The following is a 19,940-nucleotide window of genomic DNA, read 5'->3' as shown; positions in this document are numbered from 1 at the left end:
GCTCACCGCCGCGCTTCGAACAGGGCCGCGGCCTCGGGCCCCTGCGGGAAGGTCAGGGGCATCCGGATCACACCGCGGTGGTAGGGGAAGCGGGCGCGCTGAAGCGGGTCCGGACCCGTGAAGATCAGGCGCGGGCGGAATGAGACCGGGCTGACGCAGAGCAGGTAATTGCGCAGGGCGCGCTCGTCGGGCACGAACATCGCCTTGTCGAGATAGCGCGCCTCATGGCGCACCCAGGCCGGGATGGAGGGCAGACGCCAGCGCCGGGCGAGATGCTCGCCGACCCCGCCGAGGAAGGCATCGGGCCGGGCCGCTCCGAGGAACCCGGGATCCTCGGCGATCATCGCGCTTTGCACCGCGATGTCGCCGTCGTGCCGATAAAAGGCGTCGAGGAAGTTCTGGAGGTGATGATCCCAGTCGCCGTCCCCGCGCGCCCGCTCAACGACCTCGCGCAAGGAAGCGGGTCTCATCGCGGCGGATCCTGAAGAACCGACCGGAAGCGCAGGCTCGTCTCGTCCGCAGGCGCCTCGTCGTAGACGGACACGTACAGATCATGCAGTGCCTGCGCGTCGCGGATGCCGAGATGAGCCGCAAGCTGCCGCGCGTCCCGCAGATCCCGGTCGCCGCGATCGACATTCCGCAACGCGTGCAGCTTCATGGCGAGGAGGTAGCGCGGCGTGGCGACGAAGGTCCGCAGGCCCGGCGTCCCCTCGGCCGGATAGAGGCCGGCCGCCGCGAACAGGGATTCGTCCTCGTCCAGTGGCGTGAACATGCCGACGGCGTTGTTGAGCCAGTCCGGCGGCAAGCCCATCTGCTCCGCGACGCGGCCGACGGAGGGCGCGAGCGCCGCCTCGTCGAAGCCTTCCCGGACAACGGCGTCCACGTCGTCGGTGCCGCGCCGCCACGCGAATTGCAGCATCAACGCCCCGCCGCCGTAGACGGCCAGTTCGACGAACAGGCCCCGCGCGGACAGGTCCGCGCCGAGCCGTTCGAGAGCCTGGAGGAGACGGGTGCGATCGAAGGCCGGGGCCATATCGGCAGTGTAGCGGCTTCGGCCCCCGCGAAAAGCCTACTCCGCGGCCGCTGCGAACACCGTTCCGGCCCGCGGCAGGTCGAGCGTGTCCCAGGTCTCGACCAGCGCCGCGGTCAGCGCGCCGATGCGCTCGTCGTCGTGGAACGGCGAGGGCGTGATCCGCAGACGCTCGGTGCCGCGCGGAACGGTGGGGTAGTTGATCGGCTGGATGTAGATGCCGTGGCGCTCCAGCAGGTGGTCGGCCGCTGCCTTGCACAGCTCGGCATCGCCCACCATCAGCGGAACGATGTGGGTCTCGGTGCGCAGCACCGGCAGGCCGGCCGTCTCCAGCGCCGCCTTGGTGCGGGCGGCCTGGCGCTGGTGCGCCTCGCGCTCGGCCTTCGAGCGCTTGAGGTAGCGCACCGAGGCTCGCGCCGCCGCGGCAACCGCCGGCGGCAGGGCGGTGGTGAAGATGAAGCCGGCCGCGTGCGAGCGAACCGCGTCGCACAGCACGCCCGAGCCGGTGATGTAGCCGCCGACGCAGCCGAACCCCTTGGCGAGCGTGCCCTCGATCACGTCGACCCGGTGCATCACCCCGTCGCGCTCGGCGATGCCGGCGCCGCGCTCGCCGTAGAGGCCGACGGCGTGGACCTCGTCGAGATAGGTCATGGCGCCGTAGGCGTCGGCGAGGTCGCAGATCGCCGCGATCGGCGCCACATCGCCGTCCATGGAGTAGACCGACTCGAAGGCGATGAGCTTGGGCCGGTCGCCCGCCTCGGCGAGCAGCTGCTCGAGATGCTCGAGGTCGTTGTGGCGGAAGACGCGCTTCTCGCAGCCGGAATGGCGCACGCCCTCGATCATCGAATTGTGGTTGAAGGCGTCCGACAGGATCAGGCAGTTCGGGATGAGCTTGGCGATCGTCGAGATACCGGCCTGGTTCGAGACGTAGCCCGAGGTGAAGACGAGACCCGCCTCCTTGCCGTGGAGGTCGGCGAGTTCACGCTCCAGATCGACCAGCGGCGAGTTGTTGCCGGCGATGTTGCGGGTGCCGCCGGCTCCGACGCCGCAGCGGGCGGCCGTCTGCGTCAGGGCGCCGACGACTTCCGGATGCTGGCCCATGCCGAGATAGTCGTTCGAGCACCATACGGTGATCTCGCGGTTGCCGCCCTCCGGCCGCCGCCACGTCGCCTGCGGAAAGCGGCCCGAGATACGCTCGATATCGGCGAAGACGCGATAACGGCGCTCGCTGTGCAGCCGGTCGAGAGCCGCGCGGAAATGGCCTTCGTAATCCGTGCGCGGGCCGGCGGGGCGGACCGGAGGCCGCTCGAATCTGGCCCGGCCGTTGCTTGCACCGGTCTCGTCCACGCCGCCATCACCGCCCACGATCGACTCGTCGGACAGGGTGGCGCTGTCGGCAGCGTTCACGGGCATCAGGTTCACGGGCATCCGTCCTCGACGCTTTCGGCTGGCCGGGCGTTCTTCTTGGGACGCCTCGGGTAAAGAATTCGGGCTCGCGCACCGTCCCGAAGGGCGGTGTCGAACCGTTCGCAGCCGGGCGGTGATCTCCCAAGGTTCAGCCCCCGGGGAGCGGCGCGGCCTGGCCGCGCGTCATCGTCCAACCGGCGGCTCCCGCTTGCTTCCGGGACGAGTCCCGTGCCGGCGCCGCTGTGGCCGCAAGATAGGAGGTATTTTCGAACTGGTTCAAGGTGAGTTCGAGACATTCCTGCTTTGCGCCGGCTTTGCACCGGCTCGAACACCCTCGCGATCTTGTCCGTATGCGTGCCTGAACCCTCGGATGGTCCCTCGCGCAGCGGCGCCGCGGGCGCCCTCGGGCACGGCCGAGGATGAGCAGAGCCCCCGGTTCCCGCTCCCGACCGTGCCGCCGCTGATCCGGACCATGTCGGCGGTGACGATGGGTCGCGGCGCGAATCACGACGCGGACCCTGCCGCCATCGAGGGGGAGAGGGTGGCGGCCGGAGGCACGATCCCGGGCGCTGGCGAAGGGCGCGAAACCGCGATACGGCCATTTCCGTGACAGCCGCGCCCGCAGGGATGGGTCGGCGGTCCAGAGGCGGGATCGGCTCGGAACGCGTGCGATGGCGACCAAGGACGACGAGCGCGCGGCGCGGCTGAAGGCGGCCCTGCGCGACAACCTGCGCCGCCGGAAGGCGCAGGCCCGGAGCCGGGCCGACGAGGCGCCTGGCTCCGCCGCCGATACCGGCCCCGATGCCAGCCTCGTTGCCGGCTCTGAGCCCGCGCCGAAGCGGCAGCCGGCCGGCAAGGGCTAGCGCCCGCCGCCTCGATGCCTCGCCTGGCCTCACCTCACCTCGCGGGAGCGATGCGCCGGGTGCAGGAGGGAACCGAACGGCCACGCTTCTTCTTTTTGCCGGATACCGCCTATACCTCCACCCTGAACGAGGGGCGCCCGCGCGCCCGGCACGCAAGGCGACCTCCGTCACCGGCACGGAGGTACTCCGAGGATCCCGATGGACCGCATCCACATCACCGGCGGCACGCCGCTCAACGGCACGATCCCGATTTCGGGCGCCAAGAACGCGGCGCTGCCGCTGATGATCGCGAGCCTTCTGACCGGGGAAACGCTGGAGCTCATCAACGTGCCGCGGCTCGCCGACATCGCGGCGCTGACGCGCATCCTCGGCAATCACGGCGTCGATCACATGATCGTCGGCAAGCGGCCCGGCCAGACGGCGGAGACCGGCCAGACCATCCGGCTCACCGCCTCGAACGTCATCGACACCACCGCGCCCTACGAACTCGTCTCGACCATGCGGGCGAGCTTCTGGGTCATCGCGCCCCTGCTGGCCCGCTTCGGCGAGGCCAAGGTATCGCTGCCCGGCGGCTGCGCCATCGGCACCCGACCGGTCGACCTGCTGATCATGGCGCTGGAAAAGCTCGGCGCCGAGATCGAGATCGACGGCGGCTACGTCGTGGCCAAGACCAAGAACGGCCTGCGCGGCGCCGAGATCACCTTCCCCACCGTCACCGTCGGCGGCACCCACGTCGCCCTGATGGCGGCCGCGCTGGCCTACGGCACGACGGTGATCGACAACGCCGCCCGCGAGCCGGAAGTCGTCGATCTCGCCGAGTGCCTGATCAAGATGGGCGCGCGGATCGAGGGCGCGGGCACCTCCCGCATCGTCGTGGAAGGCGTCGCGCGCCTGGGCGGCGCCCGCCACGAGGTGCTGCCGGACCGGATCGAGACCGGCACCTACGCCATGGCGGTGGCGATGACCGGGGGCGACGTCTCCCTCGTCAACACCCGCACCGACCTGCTGGCCTCCGCCCTCGACGTGCTGGCCTCCACCGGCACCGAGATCACCGCCCTGCCCGACGGCATCCGCGTGCGCCGCAACGGCGGCGGCATCAGCCCGGCGGACGTGACCACCGACCCCTTCCCCGGCTTCCCGACCGATCTCCAGGCGCAGTTCATGGCGCTGATGACGCTCGCCAAGGGCCAGTCGCGCATCCGAGAGACGATCTTCGAGAACCGCTTCATGCACGTGCAGGAACTGGCGCGGCTGGGCGCCAGGATCCGCCTCGACGGCGATCTCGCCGTGGTCGAGGGGGTGGAGCGCCTGAAGGGCGCGCCGGTGATGGCCACCGACCTGCGCGCCTCGGTCTCGCTGGTGATCGGCGCGCTCGCCGCGGAGGGCGAGACGCAGATCAACCGCGTCTACCACCTCGACCGCGGCTTCGAGGCCCTGGAGGCCAAACTCGGCCGCTGCGGGGCACGGATCGAGCGCGTGCGCGCCTGATTTCCGAACCCGGCGAGCCCTTCGGGCCGCGCGAACGCCGGGCGGCCTGGCCGATGCACTTCCTGTCACGGCGAGGGCGGCCTGCACCGGATCGTGCAGGCCGGGAGGCCGGGTCCGTTCCGCAGCCTCAGCGGCCGACGGCGCCGCGCTTGACGCCGAAGCCGGGAATGTCGCAGGCGCAGGGCGAGTTCACCGGTGCGAACCCGGTGGGGCAATTGCCGCGGGCGGTCACGCAGATGCTGCCGCCGCCGCGGCCGTAGCGTGGGGGCGGGGGACCACGGAAGCGCGAACGGTCGTCCTCGTCCTCGTAGCGGCGGCGGCGATAGCCGTCATCGTCGTCGCGGTAGCGGCGGCCATAGCCGTCGTCGTAGCGGCGCGGGCCGTCGTAGCCGTCGCGGTAATACTGAGCGCTTGCCGGGCTCGCCACGAACCCGAGGGCCAGGACGACCCCCACGGTGCGCCCGATGGCCAGAACTCCGCTTCTCATCGTCCTCATCCCCTCCGGATATCTCGCGAACGTCACGCTCAGCCTTAGCCGCGCGCTCATGAACGCGCGATGAGCCCAAAAGAGCCTTCGCCTCGCGCAGCCGTGCCCGGCTACGGTGAAACCGGTCACGCCGGGCGATCCTCACAGCATTTTTCGCCGCCGAACCCGCCGCCGCGGCCGAAAAGCACGGGTGAAGAGCCGACAACGGCGCTCTCGCCGCCCAGGCTGCCGGTTGCCGCAGGCGGGTCGCCTCGCTACCTACGCTCCCAAATCCGCTTCCCGCGCGTTCGGTCGGGGAGCCCGGAGCGTAAGCATGGAGCTTCTCAAGCTCGCCGCCCTCGACGCCGAGGATCTCGCCGTCATCTCCGCCCACCTGCAGGATGCGATCCTGCGGGCGGAGGATCTCGCATGGCTGCCGGGCGAGCACCGCTTCGCCCTGGCGGCGCGCCGCTTCGACTGGTCGGTGCCCCCGGGACAGCCGCCCCGGCGCCGGCTCTCGGGTCTGCATTTCGAGCGGGTGCTGTCCGTGAAGGCCAAGGGCATCACGCCGGGGGCGACCTCGGGCGATCCCCTGAGCCTTCTGGCCATCACCTTCGAGGAGACCGAGGCACCCTCCGGCATCGCCACCCTGGTCTTCTCCGGCGGCGCCGCGATCCGTCTCGAACTCGAATGCATCGAGGTGCGCCTGAAGGACCTCGGCCCCGTGTGGCAGGCCGACGGCCGCCCCGATCACGAGGCCGCGCGCAGTCTCGTCGAGAGCCGCCCGTGACCCCCCTCCCCCGAACCGCCGATATCAGCCGATGATCCGCCTCGACAGCCGCTCCCCCGATTTCGGGGAGGCCTTCAAGCGCCTGCTCGGGCTCAAGCGCGAGATCTCGGAGGACGTGGACGAGACCGTGCGCGGCATCATCGCCGGCGTCGTCTCCGGCGGCGATGCGGCTCTGGTGGACTACACCCGCCGCTTCGACCGGCTCGGCCAGGATTTCTCGGCCGCATCCCTGCGCATCACCGCCGAAGAGGTGGAGGCGGCGGTGGCCGCCTGCCCGGCCGAGGCGCGCGCCGCCCTGGCGCTCGCCGCCGAGCGGATCGAAGCCTATCACCGCCGCCAGATCCCCGAGGATCACCTCTCCACCGACGACCTCGGCGTCACCGCCGGCTGGCGCTGGACCGCGCTCGAATCGGTCGGGCTCTACGTGCCCGGCGGCACCGCGAGCTATCCTTCTTCGGTACTGATGAACGCGGTGCCGGCCCGCGTGGCGGGCGTGCCGCGCATCGTCATGGTGGTGCCGACCCCGGAGGGCCAGCTCAACCCGCTGGTGCTCGCCGCCGCGCAGCTCTCGGGCATCACCGAGATCTACCGTGTCGGCGGGGCGCAGGCGGTGGCCGCACTCGCCTACGGCACGGAGAGCATCGCGCCGGTGGCCAAGATCGTCGGCCCCGGCAATGCCTGGGTGGCGGCGGCCAAGCGCCGGGTGTTCGGGCAGGTCGGCATCGACATGATCGCCGGCCCCTCCGAGGTGCTGATCCTGGCGGATGCTCACGCCAATCCCGACTGGATCGCCGCCGACCTCCTGGCCCAGGCCGAGCACGACGAGGCGGCGCAGTCCGTGCTCATCACTGATTCGGAGGAACTGGCCGAGGCGGCGGAAGCGGCGGTGGAACGCGCCCTGGCGACCCTGCCGCGCGAGCGGATCGCCCGCGCCAGCTGGCGCGATTACGGCGCGATCATCCGCGTCCGGGATTTCGACGAGGCGGTGCCGCTGGTCGACGCCATCGCCCCCGAGCATCTCGAGATCGAAACGCAGGACGCCGACGCCCTCTCGCGGAAAATCCGGAACGCGGGGGCGATCTTCCTCGGCTCGCACACCCCCGAGGCGATCGGCGACTATGTCGGCGGCCCGAACCACGTGCTGCCGACCGCCCGCTCGGCGCGGTTCTCCTCGGGCCTCGGCGTGCTCGACTTCATGAAGCGCACCTCGATCCTGCGCTGCGATCCGGCCGCCCTGCGGGCCCTCGGCCCGGCGGCGATCGCGCTCGGTGAATCGGAGGGCCTCGACGGACACGCCCGTTCGGTGGCGATCCGGCTCAACCTCTGACGTCGGCCCCGTTCGGGGCGGACGATCACTTTTCGGGCCGCCCGCACGCCACAGCTTGCCTGTGGGACGGGCTTGCGGCTCATGTGACGGCAAGAGGCGCCCGGATTCGGGCACCGGTGCGAGAAGGCGGCGGCGATGAAGGCCGAACCGAAGCAGGGGGCGGACGGGACGCCGGAGAAGCCGAGGAACCGGCTCGCGGCGGTGCGCCTCGACGAGGCCTCGATCGGCCGGGGCAATCCCGATCAGGAGCACGAGCGCGCCATCGCGATCTACGACATCCTGGAGGAGAACTGCTTCACCCTGCCCGACCGCGACGAGGGGCCCTACGGGCTGGTCCTCGGCCTCGTCGAGAACAAGCTGTCCTTCGCGATCGCGACGGAGTCCGGCGAGCCGGTGATGACCCACCTGCTCTCGCTCACCCCCTTCCGCCGCGTCATCCGCGATTACGAGATGATCTGCGAGAGCTATTACAGCGCGATCCGCACCGCCTCGCCGACGCAGATCGAGGCGATCGACATGGGCCGGCGCGGCCTGCACAACGAGGCCTCCGAACTCCTGCGGCAGCGCCTCGAGGGCAAGGTCGATCTCGACCACGACACCGCCCGGCGCCTGTTCACCCTGATCTTCGCCCTGCACTGGAAGGGCTGAGCGAACCGGCAGCATCCTGCCGCGAGAGGGGCACGCGTCGGCAAAACGATACGCTTCCGGGAAGCGCGGGCCGGTCCTATATCAGCGTGTGCACGAGCACGTCACGAAACGCCCGATCCGTGGTGCATCGGCGCGAGGGGGCGGGGGCGTTTCGCGAGAGGGCACGGTGTCTGCATCGACTTTTCCGACCGGCCGGCGCCCTACTCTCGGGACCATGCTCTCAGGCAGGGCATGACGGACGACGCGATCCCGGGGACCGGGCCGCAGAAGCGGCGGGTTCAATCCGTCCTGTTCATGTGCAATTTCAACGCGGTGCGCTCGCTGGCGGCGGAGGCGATCGCGCGCCACTATTTCGGCAAGTCCACCTACGTGCAGTCGGCCGGCGTGCGCTCGGGCGAGCCGAGCGACCCCTTCATGATCGCGGCCCTGGACGAGATCGGCATCGACGCCTCCCGCCACAAGCCGCGCACCGTCGAGCAGCTCGAGGATTGGGAGGGGCTGAACTTCGACCTGATCATCACGCTGTCGCCGGAGGCGCACCACCGCGCCCTCGAACTGACCCACACCCTGGCGGCGGATGTCGAGTACTGGCCGACGCCGGACCCGACCCTGGTGCAGGACGGCACCCGCGAGCAGCGCCTCGACGGCTACCGCGACGTGCGCGACGGACTGACCTACCGGATCAAGTCCCGGCTGAAGACCTGAGAGGGCGCGCCACGAGGATCCGTTACGTCGAGGGCGACATCTTCGCTGGTCCGGAACGCGTCCTCGTCCACGGCTGCAACGCCTTCGGCGGGATGGGCGCGGGCCTCGCGGGCGGATCGTGGACGGCCCCTTCGCGGATGATCGAGGAGGAGGCACGGGCCTTCGAGCCCGTGGTCCACCTGTTCGACGGGAAGCGGCCGGAATCCTGAGCGGGGACACCGCGCCCTGCCCGGCCGTCCCGGTCCGCCCGCTCGATGAGCGGCGCCCGCTTCGGAGCGGGCGCCGGCTTGTGGATCAGGAGGCGGCGGAGACCGGCCGGCCCTCGCGGGGCTCCTTGGCGCCCTTGCGCGTGAGGCTGACGAGGGCGGCGACCACGGCCACGGCCAGGATCACGAGCTGGGTGCCGAGCGCCTCCCAGCTGCCGTTGCTGAGGCCCCAATCGGAGACGAAGGCGGGCACGCCCTCGGTGGTGAAGGGGATCAGCGCCTGCTCCTGCAACTCCTGGAACGCCTCGCCGACCATCCGCAGGCCCATGAAGAACAGGAAGGCCGAGGTGACGATGAACATCGGGCGCAGCGGCAGGCGCAGGGCCAGCCACTGCATCGCCACGAACATCGCCACCAGGGCCAGCGCCGCCGCGGCCAGACCGCTCAGGAGCGAGGCGTCGAAGCCGTTGCCGGACTTGGCGAGCGCGTGGACGAACAGGATCGTCTCGGCGCCCTCGCGGAACACCGCGAGGAAGGCGATGCCGGCCAGCGACAGCACGGTGCCCGCCCCGAGAGCCCGCTCGGCGAGCCGGTTGAGATCGGCCTGCCACGCCTTCGGGTCCTGGCGGACGAACATCCAGCCGCTCATGTAGAACAGCAGAACCGCGGCCGCGAGCATCACGCCGGCCTCGAACAGGTCGCTGTGGTTGCCGTCGTAGAAGGTCGCGAACACCCACGCCATGACCACGCTGGCGACGACGGCGGCGAGCGCCCCCGCATAGACCGGCGCGATCCGTTCCGCCGCATTCGCGCGGCGAAGGAAGGCGGCGAGCGCCGCGATCACCAGCAGAGCTTCCAGTCCCTCGCGGAACAGGATGATGAAAGCCTGCACGAACGTCGATCCGTCCGCCATCCGATTGCTCCCGTTTCGATCCGCGGGACGCGCATCCCGGCGGGTTGTCTGTCTCAATGGCGGCACAGCTCCTCGCGGCACCGCGAATACTGGTCACGCCGTCCTAATATTCTGATGCAAATCGCAGCTTAGAAACGTTCCTAACAAGAAGATCGGATCAGTTCCCAGCGACGAAGCGGCGTTTTTTCGCTCGCTGTGCCAGTACAACTCTTTGCACCATCCTCGCAAGCATCGGACTGAGCCGGCGAGATCGCGCCGTAGCGCCGCAGGCAAGACCGCGGTCGACCGACAAATTTTCGCCGTTTTCCGGAAGGTCGCGCGAAACCCAACGGCCACGTTGGGGATTGTTGATGCAAATGCGGCGGCGCCTGCACGGCGGGCCACCGGCCGCTCCAGCTGAACCGTTGAAGCGCGCCCGCCACGGCGCGCGGGCAGGATACCATGATCGCGCAACCCACCGCCGCGGCCGCCTTCGCCGGCCTCGTCCTGATCGGCTTGACGGCAGCGCCGGCCCTCGCCGCCCCGCCCGCCGGCCGCAGCGCCACCCAGTTGGCGGAGGCGACCCAGGTCTCCCAGACGGCCACGGCCTCGGACAGCGAGGAGGACAGCGCCAACTGCAACAAGCAGCGCCGTCGCCTGTGGATCGAAGGGGAAGGCTGGATCGTCCGTCGCGTCACGATCTGCCGCTGACCCGGCACCCGTCTCAGCACTCTGCATCGGCTGGCGGGACCAGGGCGGGTGGAACGAGCATGGGCGCGGCCGCTTTCACCCCCCTGAATCGCGTCCCTCGGAATGCGCCACCGGAGAAGCCTCGATCCATGCGCCACACCCTGCGTCCCACCCCGCGTCCCGTCCTCGCCCGCGCCGCCGGTCTCGCCGCCCTGATGGTCCTCGGCGCCCCGGCGGCCACCGCCGAGCCGTACGGGTCCCCATACGCCTACACGTACGGATACGGCGATGGCGGGTACCGCTTCGCCGGTCCGCTGGTCGAGGGCACCTATGTCGGCGCTCCGTTCACGCGGCTTCCCAGCACGAGCCGGCTCGTGCCGCCGGCCTGGGGCTACGGCACCTACGGCGTTCCCACCGTTGCCGGCATCCGCGAGGCCCCGACCGCGCGCCCGACGTTGACCGTGATCGAGCAGCAGGGCCCCGTCCGCGGCCGCGCCGCGCTCCGGCGGCCCGGCGCCCGCGTCCTGTCGAAGGATTCCAAGGGAATCTGGTCCGATCCGGCCCCCCGCTCCGAGGGTGAGGTCGGCGCGCAGGTGGTCTCGGTCCGGGTGCCTGCCCGCGCCCGGTAGTCCGAGCGGGCGGCGATCCAACGGCGTTCGCGACCTCCGGCTGAACCGCCGCTCTAGCGCATCGTGCTGGATATCGGATCCAGCACGATGCGCTAGGGATCTGTTTTTGCATCATCTTTTTCCGAAAGCCGCAAACCACCTTTCGGGATGATGCTCTAGACGGCCCCTTAACTTGTCTTGCGCACAATCTCCCTCGTTCAGGGGGAGCCAGGGCCGTGCACATCGTCATCGTGGATTCGAGTCGCGTCGTTCTGCGGATCGTGGCCGGCATGCTCGAACCGCGCGGCCATGTGGTGACGCAGTTCACCGACTCCGCCGAGGCCCTCGCCTACGTCACCGACACGCCGAAGGTCCGCGCCCTGATCACCAGCCTGGAGGTCCGGCCGCTGAGCGGGCTGGAGCTGTGCTGGTCGGCCCGACTGCTCGCCGAGTCGAGCCGCCCGCTCTCGATCATCGCCATGTCCTCGGCCCGCAACGCCCGCAACCTCGCCGAGGCGCTGGACAGCGGTGCCGACGACTTCATCGACAAGCCGCCGGGCGCCGAGGAACTGCAGGCACGCCTGCGGGCCGCCGAGCGGCTCACCACGCTCCAGGGCGAGCTGATCCGGCTCGCCGAGACCGATCCGCTCACCGGCCTGCTCAACCGCCGCGCCTTCCTGCACCGCACGCGCGAGGCCGCCCAGAAGACCGGCTCTTTCGGGCATCTCTGCGCCGTCCTCCTCGACATCGACCATTTCAAGCGCATCAACGACGAGCACGGGCACGATGTCGGCGACGCGGCGATCAAGGCGGTGGCCGGGCTGCTCGAGGCCGAGGGCATTGCCGGGCGCCTGGGCGGCGAGGAATTCGCGGTGGTGCTCGCCGGCCAGCGTCTCGCCGATGCCGAGACGATCGCCTCCCGCCTGCGCCTCAAGGCCTCCGACCTGCTCATCCGCTCGCCCAAGGGTCCGGTGCGGCTCACCTGCAGCTTCGGCGTCAGCGAGTGGTCCGAGGGGGAGACCGTCGAGGGCCTCCTGAAACGGGCGGACATCGCCCTGTACGAGGCCAAGACGACCGGGCGCAACCGCGTGGTCTCGGCGATGACCGACCTCGTCCTCGCCCGGGCAGGCTGAGACGCGGGCGCGCGCGACGGGTCCCTGCAACCGCGCCGCAACGGGAAAGATTGGGCCCCGCGCGTCCCGCAGCGGGACGCCGGCGGCCCCGAGGCTCCGCGCGGGGACGATTCAGCATTTGAATCGCCCCTAAGCCGCTGGAACGACTCTTGTTCTTCTCCATCCGCACAAGCCGCACCGTTCTGCGGCGGGACGAGAGGGGAGCGGCATGAGTCAAGCCGTCAATCACACCGTCGGCCACACCGCCAGCCGGGCCGTCGAGCTGTTGATCGTCGATGAGGCGACCGGGCTGGACGACCGGTTGCGGGCGGGGCTCGAGCACGCGCCGTCCCTGCGCACGATCGGAGAGGAAGACCTTCTTCGGGGCGGCCCGAGGCCGGCGGTGGCGCTGGTTCCGGTGGACGGCGCGCGCGCGGAGGCCGGCTGCGCCCGGATCGTGACCCTGCGCGAGGGACGGCCCTGGCTGCGGGTGCTGGCCGTGTTCCGGACCCTCGACGCGTCGGCGATGAACCGGCTGATCACGGCCGGCACCGATGCCTTCATCGGGGCGGGCACCCCGGCGGAGGAGGTCTGTGCCAGCGTGATCGCCCTGGCGAAAGGGGCAGCCCCCGCCCCGTCGGCCTCCACTCGGTCCACGGCCGAGGATCCCGCCATCGGCCTCACCCCGCGCGAGGCGGAAGTTCTGCGCTTCCTCAGCGCCGGCTTCAGCAACAAGGAAGTCGCCCGCCGGCTCTCGCTGAGCGTGCGGACGGTCGAGACCCACCGGCTGAACCTGCGCCGCAAGACGCAGACCGGCCGCCTGAAGGATCTCGTCACGCTCGCCCGGCAGCTCGGCCTCGCCCCGGTGCTCGATACCGAGACGCCGCGCGGCCCGGCCCGCCACGCTCCCCTCGCCGCCCGGGCCTGAGACGGTCTCCACTCGATCGAAGCGGAGACCGTCCCGGTACGTCCGCGCGGCACCGGAGCGAGACTCGAATCGGCCCGCGGCAGGGACCGGATCGCCGATCAGACCGTCCGCGCCTCCAGCCGCTCGTCCACGGCCGAGAGCGGCCGCTTGGGCTTGCGGCCGACATCCTCGCCCGGCACCGAGGGCTCGAACGGCTCCGGGCCTTTGCGCAGGAGCTTGGCCAGGTAGTAGCTGCCGAAGCCGAAGATGATCGCGTAGGCGACGATGAAGGCGATCAGCGAGGTCGTCACCGCCTGGGCGGTGAGCGGGGAGTGGGCGTCCGCCGTCTTGAGCTGGCCGTAGACGATGTAGGGCTGGCGCCCGATCTCGGCGGTGAACCAGCCGAAGATCACCGCGCCGAAGCCGGATGGCGTCATCAGCATGGCGCAGGTGAGGAAGATGCGGTTCGTGAACAGCGTCCCCTTCCAGCGCAGGTACAGGCTCCACAGGCTCAACAGCAGCATGGCCATGCCGATCGCGACCATGGCGCGGAACGAGTAGAAGACCGGCCAGACCGGCGGGCGCTTGTCCGGCGTCACGTCCTTCAGGCCCGGCACCACGCCGGAGAAGTCGTGGGTCAGGATGAACGAGCCGAGCTTCGGGATGCCGATCTCGAAGTCGTTGCGCTCGGCCTCCATGTTCGGGATCGCGAACAGCAGCAGCGGCATGTTGGCCTGGGTGTCCCAGTTCGCCTCGATCGCCGCGAGCTTGGTCGGCTGGTGCTTGAGGACGCCGAGTCCGTGGGTGTCGCCGACGAAGATCTGGATCGGCGTGAAGATCAGCGCGAACCACAGGGCCATGGAGAGCGAGACCCGCGCGCCCTGCACCTTCTCCGGCGGCTCCTTGCGGGCGCGCAGGATCATCCAGGCGGCCATGCCCGACACCGCGAAGGCGGTGGTGAGGAAGCAGCCGAGCACCATGTGCGCGTAGCGGATCGGGAAGCTCGGATTGAAGATGACCTGCCACCAGTCGGTGGCGACCGCCCGGCCGTTCTCGATCGTGAAGCCGGCCGGCGTCTGCATCCAGGAATTGGCGGACAGGATCCAGAAGGCCGAGATCAGCGTGCCGAGCGAGACCATGCAGGTCGCCAGGAAGTGCAGCCGGTCGCCGACCCGGTCCCAGCCGAACAGCATGATCCCGAGGAAGCCCGCCTCGAGGAAGAAGGCGGTGATGACCTCGTACTGGATCAGCGGACCGAGCACGTTGCCGGTGAAGTCGGAGTAGCGCGACCAGTTCGTGCCGAGCTGGTAGCTCATCACGATTCCGGAAACGACGCCGAGGCCGAAAGAGACCGCGAAGGCCTTCACCCAGAAGCGGTAGAGCACCCGGTACATCGGGTTTCGCGTCCACAGCCACTGCGCTTCGAGCCGCACGAGGAAGGCGGCGAGGCCGATGGTGAAGGCCGGGAAGATGATGTGGAAGGCCATCGTGAAGCCGAACTGGATGCGCGAGAGCATCAGGGCGTCGAGTTCCATCGCGTCACCTTCCTGACCAAAAAGGGGGCCGCGATCGCAGCGCAGCAGCGGGCCTCGTACGGCAGCCTCGGCTACCGCGATCTCTTACCTTCAACCGGATTGCCGTGCCGCGGTTCGCGGCGCCGGGCGATTGCGGCGAGCCATCGCGTCGCGGCACGCTTTCGGCGGGCCTTGCCGCCGGATCGACCGCCGGCCGCGGCGGGTGATCGGCCGATTGGCGGGGTATTTCCAGCTGTCAGGCCTTCGCAGGTGAAGGCGGACGCCTCTTACATCTATGTTAATCTTGAAATCGGAACAATGGCCCACACGCAGACCGGGTCATTGCCATGACGGCACCAGCATCAGTTCACTCCCTGTTCCACGGTGCGGTCGCGCAGCAACCGGACGGCGGGCCGACCACCATCGCGGACCTGACCCGGGAGGTCGGGCGCATCGCCCAGGACCGGGTCGGACGCATCCGGCAGATCACCGCCCAGGCGAAGATGCTCGCCCTCAACGCCCCGATCGAGGCGGCCCGCGCCGGGGAGCACGGGCGCGGCTTCTCGGTGGTGGCGCAGGAGGTGCGCGGCATCGGCGCCGAGATCGAGGCGCTGGCGCAGGAACTGGAGACCGGGCTGACGACGCGGATCGCCGAACTGCAGCACGGTGTCGATGCGATGACGGCGAAGGCGGAAGGAGAGCGCCTGGTCGATCTCTCCCTCAACGCCATCGAGCTGATCGACCGCAACCTCTACGAGCGGACTTGCGACGTGCGTTGGTGGGCCACCGATGCCGCCGTGGTGGCCTGCGCCGCCCGGACGGACGGAGACCGCGCGGCCGCGACCGCCGACCACGCGTCGCAGCGGCTCGGGGTGATCCTCTCGGCCTACACCGTCTATCTCGATCTCTGGCTGTGCGGCCGCGACGGGACCGTGCTCGCCAATGGCCGGCCCGATCGCTTCCCGGGCGTGCGCGGGCGCAGCGTCGCGGGCGAGACGTGGTTCCGGGACGCGATCCGGCTTCGCGGCGGCGGCGACTACGTTCCCGGCGATGTCCGCCGCGAGACGCAGCTCGGCGGCGCGCAGGTGTCGACCTATGCCGCCGGGATCTACGAGACGGAGGGTGGACCGGCCTGCGGCGTCCTCGCCATCCATTTCGACTGGGAGGCCCAGGCCAAGGCCATCGTCGAGGGCGTGCGGATCGCGCAGGAGGACCGGGCGCGCACCCGGGTGCTCCTGGTGGATGCGCAGAACCGCGTCCTCGCCGCCTCCGACGGCCGGGGCGCCCTCACCGAGACGCTCGCCGCCGATCTGCACGGACGGGAGAGCGGCCTCGTGCGCGATCCGCGGACGGGCGCCGTGACCGCCTTCCACCGGACACCGGGTTACGAGACCTATCGCGGGCTCGGCTGGTACGGCGTCATCGTCCGGGGCGGGGCCTGATCGGGGCCTTGAGCCTCATTCAGGCCGCCCGACGGCCTCCGGAGCTGCCCTTCCTGCGGGATGCTCCGGCAGCCGATCCCTTCGCCCGGCGGCCTCCGGTCTGACGCGGCGGCTCGATCCGCGCCGTGCCCTCCGGACTGTCGGGATCGGCCCCGGCGGCCTTGGCTGCCCGGTCCAGCCGCCCCCGCAGCAGGCTCAGCACCGCCGCCTCCTCCGGGCGCAGCGCATCGAGGCCGTTCTTGAGCTCGCCCTCGACCGCCTCCTTCACCTGCAGGAGCATGCCGCCTTCGAGATAGCAGTCGAGGATCTGCGGGTGGATGTAGCACTTGCGGCAGATGGTCGGCGTGTTGCCGAGCCGCCCGGCCACCGACTCGATCGCCGCGCGAAGGTTCTTCTTGGCCTTAGCCTCGCTGTCGAACGTCTCGAACTCCCGCAGCGCCAGGGCGGCGAGGACCGTGCCGGCCCAGGTGCGGAAATCCTTGGCCGTGAAATCCTCGCCCGTGATCTCGCGAAGATACGCGTTCACGTCCGAGGAGGTGACGTCGCGCCGCTCGCCGTCCTCGTCGAGATACTGGAACAGCTCCTGACCGGGCAGGTCCTGGCAGGCCTTGACGATCTTGGCGACGCGCCGGTCGCGCACCGAGACCGACCATTCCTTGCCGCTCTTGCCCTTGAAGCGGAAGCGCATCTCGGAGCCGGCGATCTTCACGTGCGGGTCGCGCAGGGTGGTGAGGCCGTAGCTCTTGTTGGCGCGGGCGTAATCGTCGTTGCCGACGCGGATCAGCGTGGTCTCCAGGAGGTGGACCACAGTGGCGAGCACCTTCTCGCGCGGCAGCCCGCGCTTGCCCATATCGGCGTCGATGCGCTGACGGATGCCCGGCAGCGCCTCCGCGAAGGCCATGATGCGGTGGAACTTCGAGGCCTCCCGCGCCTCGCGGAAGCGGGGATGGTAGCGGTACTGCTTGCGCCCCTTCTCGTCGCGCCCGGTCGCCTGGATGTGGCCGTTGGGATGCGGGCAGATCCACACATCGGTGTAGGCCGGGGGGATGGCGAGGCTCTTGAGCCGGGCAATCTCCTCCGGGTCGCGGATCGCGGCGCCTTTCGGGTCGATGTAGCGGAAGCCCTTGCCGTTGCGCTTGCGCCGCAGGCCGGGCTTGGAATCGTCCACGTAGCGCAGCCCCGCATCCCGCGCGGCCTCGCGGGGATCGACCACGCCGGCTCCGACCTCGTCCGACAGCATGACGCCCTCCCTGATCCGTGGGGCGACAACCGGGCGGAGGGCGACGCTGTTCCGGATCGCCCCCCGTGCTATGGCCACGCAGGATGACCGCCTCAGCTCATTCCCGTTCCGACCGGAGTTTCGCCGGCAAGACCCTCGTCTTCGTCGTGACCGAGGACTGGTTCTTCGCCTCGCACTTCCTGCCGATGGCCCGCGCCGCCCGCGAGATCGGGCTGTCGGTCGCGGTGGTGACGCGGGTGCGCGCGCACCGCGCCGTGATCGAGGCGGCCGGCATCCGCGTCGTGCCGCTGGAGGCGGAGCGCTCCAGCCTCAACCCGATGGCAGCGGGCTACGCCGCGGGCCAGCTCTCGGGTATCCTCAAGGCCTTGAGCGCCGACATCGTCCACTGCGTCGCGCTGCGCGGCATCCTCGTCGGCGGCACGGCGGCGGCGATGGCCGGCATTCCCCGCCGCGTCTTCGCGCTGACCGGCCTCGGCCTGCTCGGCGCCCGCGCGGACGCGACCGGACGGCTCTCGCGGCTGGCGCTGAAAGGTCTGATCCGCGGCCCGCTGGCAAGCCGGCAGACCCGTTTCCTGTTCGAGAACCCGGACGATGCCCGCGCCCTCGGTCTCGACCCGTCCGACACCGCCGTCACCCTGGTCGGCGGCGCGGGCGTCAATCCCGAGGCCTTCGCCCCCCGTCCGCTGCCGCCGCCGACGCCGCTCAGGGTCGCGATCGTCGCGCGGATGCTGTGGTCGAAGGGGATCGACGTGGCCGTCGAGGCCGTGCGGCAGGCCCGCGCCGGGGGCGCCGCGATCGAGCTGTCGCTCTACGGCGCGCCCGACCCTTCCAACCGCCGGGCGATTCCCGAGGCGACCCTGCGGGACTGGTCGCGCGACGGCGTGACGTGGCACGGCCCGACCACGGACGTCGCGGACGTCTTCGCCGCCCACCATGTCGGCGCCCTGCCCTCGCGCGGGGGCGAGGGGCTGCCGCGCACGCTGCTGGAAGCGGCCGCCTGCGGCCGGGCGATCCTCACCAGCGACGTGCCGGGCTGCCGCGACCTCGTGCGCGACGGCGTCGAGGGGCTGCTCGTGCCGCCGGGCGACGCCGCCGCGCTCGCCGCCGCGCTGACCCGGCTCGCCGCCGATCCGGCGCTCGTCGCGGGGATGGGCACGGCGGCGCGGGCGCGGATCCTTGAGGGGGGCTACACGGAAGCGGCCGTCGCCGAGACGGTGGCGGGGCTCTACGCGGAGCTACTGGCCTGACGCGTCCGATCAATGCGGGCCGCGCAATAGTCGACGATCCGATCGCGCTCGCCGGCCGGTATCGCGGCTTCGGGAAGAGCGATCAGGATCGCACCATTGCTCTCGAAAAGGAGCAATCCGCCCTCGGAGTGCACACCCGTCAGAACCGGCCAAGCCTGGAAGACGGTGGCATGGGAGCCCTCGACGGTAATGCCGCGGTGATCGATTCGTGCGCCCGTCCACGCCATCCTCATTTGAGCGGCCCACTCGGTCCGGGCGGCTTGGGAGGCTAAAATGCGCAGATTCTCCCATTGCGACGACGCCCCGGACACGAACAGGAACAAGGTCGTCGCGATCACCCATGCCCCGCTGACAGCCACGCTCCCATCAAAACCGATGAGCTCGAGAGGTCTGACGAGAAAGAACTCGCTCATTCCCACCGTTAAGCAGATCAAGATGACGAAACCGGTTCCGATCGCTCCGGTTCTCGAATGCAAAATGCGTCGAGCTCCCACCGCATCCCGATATCCTTTCCAGGACAATTCCTAGAAAATCTTATATTCTTCGAGGTCTAATGGCCAGGCGGAAAATATGATTAAATTATTTTCGTCCATGTCAATCATCTTCGGCGAATGACGAAGTATCAATGCCAAATGAGGCCTGACTTGGCAAATCCCGGCGCGCCGACGCGCGACCCCGTCCGCTTCATTCGCGAGCACACGGCGCTGCGCCCCGTCCCGCACGCCCCCGAGATCGTCCTGCACGTCGCGGACGAGGCCACCGCCCTGTGGCAGAAGACGGAGGACGAGCTGGAGGCGATCGGACTGCCGCCGCCGTTCTGGGCCTTCGCCTGGGCCGGCGGGCAGGCGCTCGCCCGCTACATTCTCGACAACCCTGCGACGGTGGCGGGGCGGCGGGTGGTCGATTTCGCCTCGGGCTCGGGGCTCGTGGCCATCGCCGCGGTGAAGGCCGGGGCGGCCCATGTCACCGCGAGCGACCTCGATCCCTTCGCTCTGCACGCGATTCCGCTCAACGCCGCCGCCAACGGCGTGGCTGAGCGCATCACCGCGACCGGCACCGACCTGATCGGCACCGATGCGGATTGCGTGCTCGCCGCCGACATCTTCTACGAGCGCGACCTCGGCGCGGCGGTCGGCGCCTGGCTCGGCGACCTGCACGGGCGCGGCCGCCGGGTGCTGATCGGCGATCCGGGCCGCTCCTACCTGCCCCGCGAGCGGCTGGCCCCGCTCGCGACCTACGAAGTGCCCGTCACCCGGGCTCTGGAGGATGCCGAGATCAAGCGCTCCTCGGTCTGGCGCTTCGCCTGATCCGGGCGCCCCGGGCCGAACCGGTTGCGGCACTGGCCCGGATCGCGCATC

General features: G+C 70.3%; 21 protein-coding genes. 13 read left to right on the top strand and 8 right to left on the bottom strand.

All coding sequences use genetic code 11. From position 1 onward, the window contains the following. Positions 1-2 precede the first annotated feature (2 nt). Genes MPPM_RS10350 through hemA form a run of 3 tightly spaced genes read right to left on the bottom strand, consistent with a single transcriptional unit; the run spans position 3 to position 2,458 of the window. Positions 3-470 carry a hypothetical protein gene (locus tag MPPM_RS10350; protein ID WP_096484989.1) on the bottom strand — a complete coding sequence of 156 codons (468 nt, stop codon included), beginning with the start codon at positions 468-470 and terminating at the stop codon, positions 3-5. Further along, positions 467-1,033 (bottom strand): hypothetical protein, encoded by a 567-nt coding sequence (locus MPPM_RS10345; protein ID WP_096484988.1) that lies wholly within the window; start codon positions 1,031-1,033, stop codon positions 467-469. Before MPPM_RS10345 ends, MPPM_RS10350 begins: the two co-directional genes overlap by 4 nt. A 36-nt stretch (positions 1,034-1,069) precedes the next feature. Next, entirely contained in the window at positions 1,070-2,458 is a 1,389-nt protein-coding gene (gene hemA, locus MPPM_RS10340) for a 5-aminolevulinate synthase (protein ID WP_096484987.1), read from the bottom strand. A gap of 650 nt (positions 2,459-3,108) precedes the next feature. Between hemA and MPPM_RS10335 the strand changes: the two genes are divergently transcribed. Together MPPM_RS10335 and murA are read left to right on the top strand one after the other, a co-directional pair. Then, positions 3,109-3,300, top strand: coding sequence for a hypothetical protein (locus MPPM_RS10335; protein WP_096484986.1), 192 nt, complete (start codon positions 3,109-3,111; stop codon positions 3,298-3,300). A 198-nt stretch (positions 3,301-3,498) separates the two neighbouring features. Next, the gene (gene murA, locus MPPM_RS10330) at positions 3,499-4,788 is read left to right on the top strand and encodes a UDP-N-acetylglucosamine 1-carboxyvinyltransferase (RefSeq protein WP_096484985.1); all 1,290 of its coding nucleotides are present in this window, start codon (positions 3,499-3,501) and stop codon (positions 4,786-4,788) included. A 127-nt stretch (positions 4,789-4,915) separates the two neighbouring features. Here murA and MPPM_RS10325 read toward each other — a convergent pair whose 3' ends face one another. Continuing rightward, positions 4,916-5,275: a hypothetical protein gene (locus MPPM_RS10325; protein WP_096484984.1), complete on the bottom strand. Its 360-nt coding sequence runs from the start codon at positions 5,273-5,275 to the stop codon at positions 4,916-4,918. A 313-nt stretch (positions 5,276-5,588) separates the two neighbouring features. Here MPPM_RS10325 and MPPM_RS10320 point away from each other — a divergent pair, with 313 nt between their 5' ends. From MPPM_RS10320 to MPPM_RS10305, 4 genes are all read left to right on the top strand, one after another. Then, positions 5,589-6,044, top strand: a complete 456-nt coding sequence (locus MPPM_RS10320) for a DUF2948 family protein (RefSeq protein WP_017485340.1) — start codon at positions 5,589-5,591, stop codon at positions 6,042-6,044. Between the two features lie 31 nt (positions 6,045-6,075). Next, positions 6,076-7,371: a histidinol dehydrogenase gene (hisD, locus tag MPPM_RS10315; protein ID WP_096484983.1), complete on the top strand. Its 1,296-nt coding sequence runs from the start codon at positions 6,076-6,078 to the stop codon at positions 7,369-7,371. A 135-nt stretch (positions 7,372-7,506) separates the two neighbouring features. Next, positions 7,507-8,019, top strand: a complete 513-nt coding sequence (locus MPPM_RS10310) for a UPF0262 family protein (protein WP_096484982.1) — start codon at positions 7,507-7,509, stop codon at positions 8,017-8,019. Positions 8,020-8,250: 231 nt separating this feature from the next. Next, positions 8,251-8,724: an arsenate-mycothiol transferase ArsC gene (locus MPPM_RS10305; RefSeq protein WP_096484981.1), complete on the top strand. Its 474-nt coding sequence runs from the start codon at positions 8,251-8,253 to the stop codon at positions 8,722-8,724. A 294-nt stretch (positions 8,725-9,018) separates the two neighbouring features. Here MPPM_RS10305 and MPPM_RS10300 read toward each other — a convergent pair whose 3' ends face one another. Continuing rightward, complete coding sequence (locus MPPM_RS10300; protein WP_096484980.1) at positions 9,019-9,843, bottom strand: FTR1 family protein; 825 nt, start codon at positions 9,841-9,843, stop codon at positions 9,019-9,021. A gap of 441 nt (positions 9,844-10,284) precedes the next feature. Here MPPM_RS10300 and MPPM_RS10295 point away from each other — a divergent pair, with 441 nt between their 5' ends. From MPPM_RS10295 to MPPM_RS10280, 4 genes are all read left to right on the top strand, one after another. Continuing rightward, positions 10,285-10,533: a hypothetical protein gene (locus tag MPPM_RS10295; protein ID WP_096484979.1), complete on the top strand. Its 249-nt coding sequence runs from the start codon at positions 10,285-10,287 to the stop codon at positions 10,531-10,533. Positions 10,534-10,661: 128 nt separating this feature from the next. Further along, the gene (locus tag MPPM_RS10290) at positions 10,662-11,141 is read left to right on the top strand and encodes a hypothetical protein (protein WP_096484978.1); all 480 of its coding nucleotides are present in this window, start codon (positions 10,662-10,664) and stop codon (positions 11,139-11,141) included. Between the two features lie 215 nt (positions 11,142-11,356). Continuing rightward, the gene (locus MPPM_RS10285; RefSeq protein WP_096484977.1) at positions 11,357-12,253 is read left to right on the top strand and encodes a GGDEF domain-containing response regulator; all 897 of its coding nucleotides are present in this window, start codon (positions 11,357-11,359) and stop codon (positions 12,251-12,253) included. A 208-nt stretch (positions 12,254-12,461) separates the two neighbouring features. After that, the gene (locus MPPM_RS10280) at positions 12,462-13,160 is read left to right on the top strand and encodes a response regulator transcription factor (protein ID WP_096484976.1); all 699 of its coding nucleotides are present in this window, start codon (positions 12,462-12,464) and stop codon (positions 13,158-13,160) included. Positions 13,161-13,258: 98 nt separating this feature from the next. On the opposite strand, the gene MPPM_RS10275 is transcribed toward MPPM_RS10280, so the two are convergent. Next, positions 13,259-14,674: a cytochrome ubiquinol oxidase subunit I gene (locus MPPM_RS10275; RefSeq protein ID WP_096484975.1), complete on the bottom strand. Its 1,416-nt coding sequence runs from the start codon at positions 14,672-14,674 to the stop codon at positions 13,259-13,261. Between the two features lie 326 nt (positions 14,675-15,000). Between MPPM_RS10275 and MPPM_RS10270 the strand changes: the two genes are divergently transcribed. Then, the gene (locus MPPM_RS10270; RefSeq protein ID WP_096484974.1) at positions 15,001-16,095 is read left to right on the top strand and encodes a methyl-accepting chemotaxis protein; all 1,095 of its coding nucleotides are present in this window, start codon (positions 15,001-15,003) and stop codon (positions 16,093-16,095) included. A gap of 19 nt (positions 16,096-16,114) precedes the next feature. Here MPPM_RS10270 and MPPM_RS10265 read toward each other — a convergent pair whose 3' ends face one another. Then, entirely contained in the window at positions 16,115-17,335 is a 1,221-nt protein-coding gene (locus tag MPPM_RS10265) for a DNA topoisomerase IB (RefSeq protein WP_096484973.1), read from the bottom strand. Between the two features lie 83 nt (positions 17,336-17,418). Here MPPM_RS10265 and MPPM_RS10260 point away from each other — a divergent pair, with 83 nt between their 5' ends. Continuing rightward, the gene (locus tag MPPM_RS10260) at positions 17,419-18,582 is read left to right on the top strand and encodes a glycosyltransferase family 4 protein (RefSeq protein ID WP_096484972.1); all 1,164 of its coding nucleotides are present in this window, start codon (positions 17,419-17,421) and stop codon (positions 18,580-18,582) included. Here the strand turns inward: MPPM_RS10260 and MPPM_RS10255 are convergent. Further along, positions 18,561-18,995, bottom strand: coding sequence for a hypothetical protein (locus MPPM_RS10255; protein ID WP_096484971.1), 435 nt, complete (start codon positions 18,993-18,995; stop codon positions 18,561-18,563). The two genes, MPPM_RS10260 and MPPM_RS10255, sit on opposite strands and share 22 nt — an antisense overlap. Positions 18,996-19,226: 231 nt before the next feature. Between MPPM_RS10255 and MPPM_RS10250 the strand changes: the two genes are divergently transcribed. Beyond that, a complete protein-coding gene (locus MPPM_RS10250) occupies positions 19,227-19,889 on the top strand; it encodes a class I SAM-dependent methyltransferase (RefSeq protein WP_244573531.1) in 663 nt (220 codons plus the stop codon). The last annotated feature ends 51 nt before the right edge of the window (positions 19,890-19,940 follow it).

The organism is Methylorubrum populi (assembly GCF_002355515.1).
Taxonomy (GTDB): domain Bacteria; phylum Pseudomonadota; class Alphaproteobacteria; order Rhizobiales; family Beijerinckiaceae; genus Methylobacterium; species Methylobacterium populi_A.
The sequence above is the reverse complement of the archived record's forward strand: the minus strand, read 5'-3'. Positions and strand labels throughout refer to the sequence as shown.

Coding starts and splice junctions, on each gene's coding strand:
- MPPM_RS10350 (WP_096484989.1), bottom strand. CDS start 470: ATGAGACCCGCTTCCTTGCGCGAGGTCGTTGAGCGGGCGCGCGGGGAC.
- MPPM_RS10345 (WP_096484988.1), bottom strand. CDS start 1,033: ATGGCCCCGGCCTTCGATCGCACCCGTCTCCTCCAGGCTCTCGAACGG.
- hemA (WP_096484987.1), bottom strand. CDS start 2,458: ATGCCCGTGAACCTGATGCCCGTGAACGCTGCCGACAGCGCCACCCTG.
- MPPM_RS10335 (WP_096484986.1), top strand. CDS start 3,109: ATGGCGACCAAGGACGACGAGCGCGCGGCGCGGCTGAAGGCGGCCCTG.
- murA (WP_096484985.1), top strand. CDS start 3,499: ATGGACCGCATCCACATCACCGGCGGCACGCCGCTCAACGGCACGATC.
- MPPM_RS10325 (WP_096484984.1), bottom strand. CDS start 5,275: ATGAGAAGCGGAGTTCTGGCCATCGGGCGCACCGTGGGGGTCGTCCTG.
- MPPM_RS10320 (WP_017485340.1), top strand. CDS start 5,589: ATGGAGCTTCTCAAGCTCGCCGCCCTCGACGCCGAGGATCTCGCCGTC.
- hisD (WP_096484983.1), top strand. CDS start 6,076: ATGATCCGCCTCGACAGCCGCTCCCCCGATTTCGGGGAGGCCTTCAAG.
- MPPM_RS10310 (WP_096484982.1), top strand. CDS start 7,507: ATGAAGGCCGAACCGAAGCAGGGGGCGGACGGGACGCCGGAGAAGCCG.
- MPPM_RS10305 (WP_096484981.1), top strand. CDS start 8,251: ATGACGGACGACGCGATCCCGGGGACCGGGCCGCAGAAGCGGCGGGTT.
- MPPM_RS10300 (WP_096484980.1), bottom strand. CDS start 9,843: ATGGCGGACGGATCGACGTTCGTGCAGGCTTTCATCATCCTGTTCCGC.
- MPPM_RS10295 (WP_096484979.1), top strand. CDS start 10,285: ATGATCGCGCAACCCACCGCCGCGGCCGCCTTCGCCGGCCTCGTCCTG.
- MPPM_RS10290 (WP_096484978.1), top strand. CDS start 10,662: ATGCGCCACACCCTGCGTCCCACCCCGCGTCCCGTCCTCGCCCGCGCC.
- MPPM_RS10280 (WP_096484976.1), top strand. CDS start 12,462: ATGAGTCAAGCCGTCAATCACACCGTCGGCCACACCGCCAGCCGGGCC.
- MPPM_RS10275 (WP_096484975.1), bottom strand. CDS start 14,674: ATGGAACTCGACGCCCTGATGCTCTCGCGCATCCAGTTCGGCTTCACG.
- MPPM_RS10270 (WP_096484974.1), top strand. CDS start 15,001: ATGACGGCACCAGCATCAGTTCACTCCCTGTTCCACGGTGCGGTCGCG.
- MPPM_RS10265 (WP_096484973.1), bottom strand. CDS start 17,335: ATGCTGTCGGACGAGGTCGGAGCCGGCGTGGTCGATCCCCGCGAGGCC.
- MPPM_RS10260 (WP_096484972.1), top strand. CDS start 17,419: ATGACCGCCTCAGCTCATTCCCGTTCCGACCGGAGTTTCGCCGGCAAG.
- MPPM_RS10255 (WP_096484971.1), bottom strand. CDS start 18,995: ATGAGCGAGTTCTTTCTCGTCAGACCTCTCGAGCTCATCGGTTTTGAT.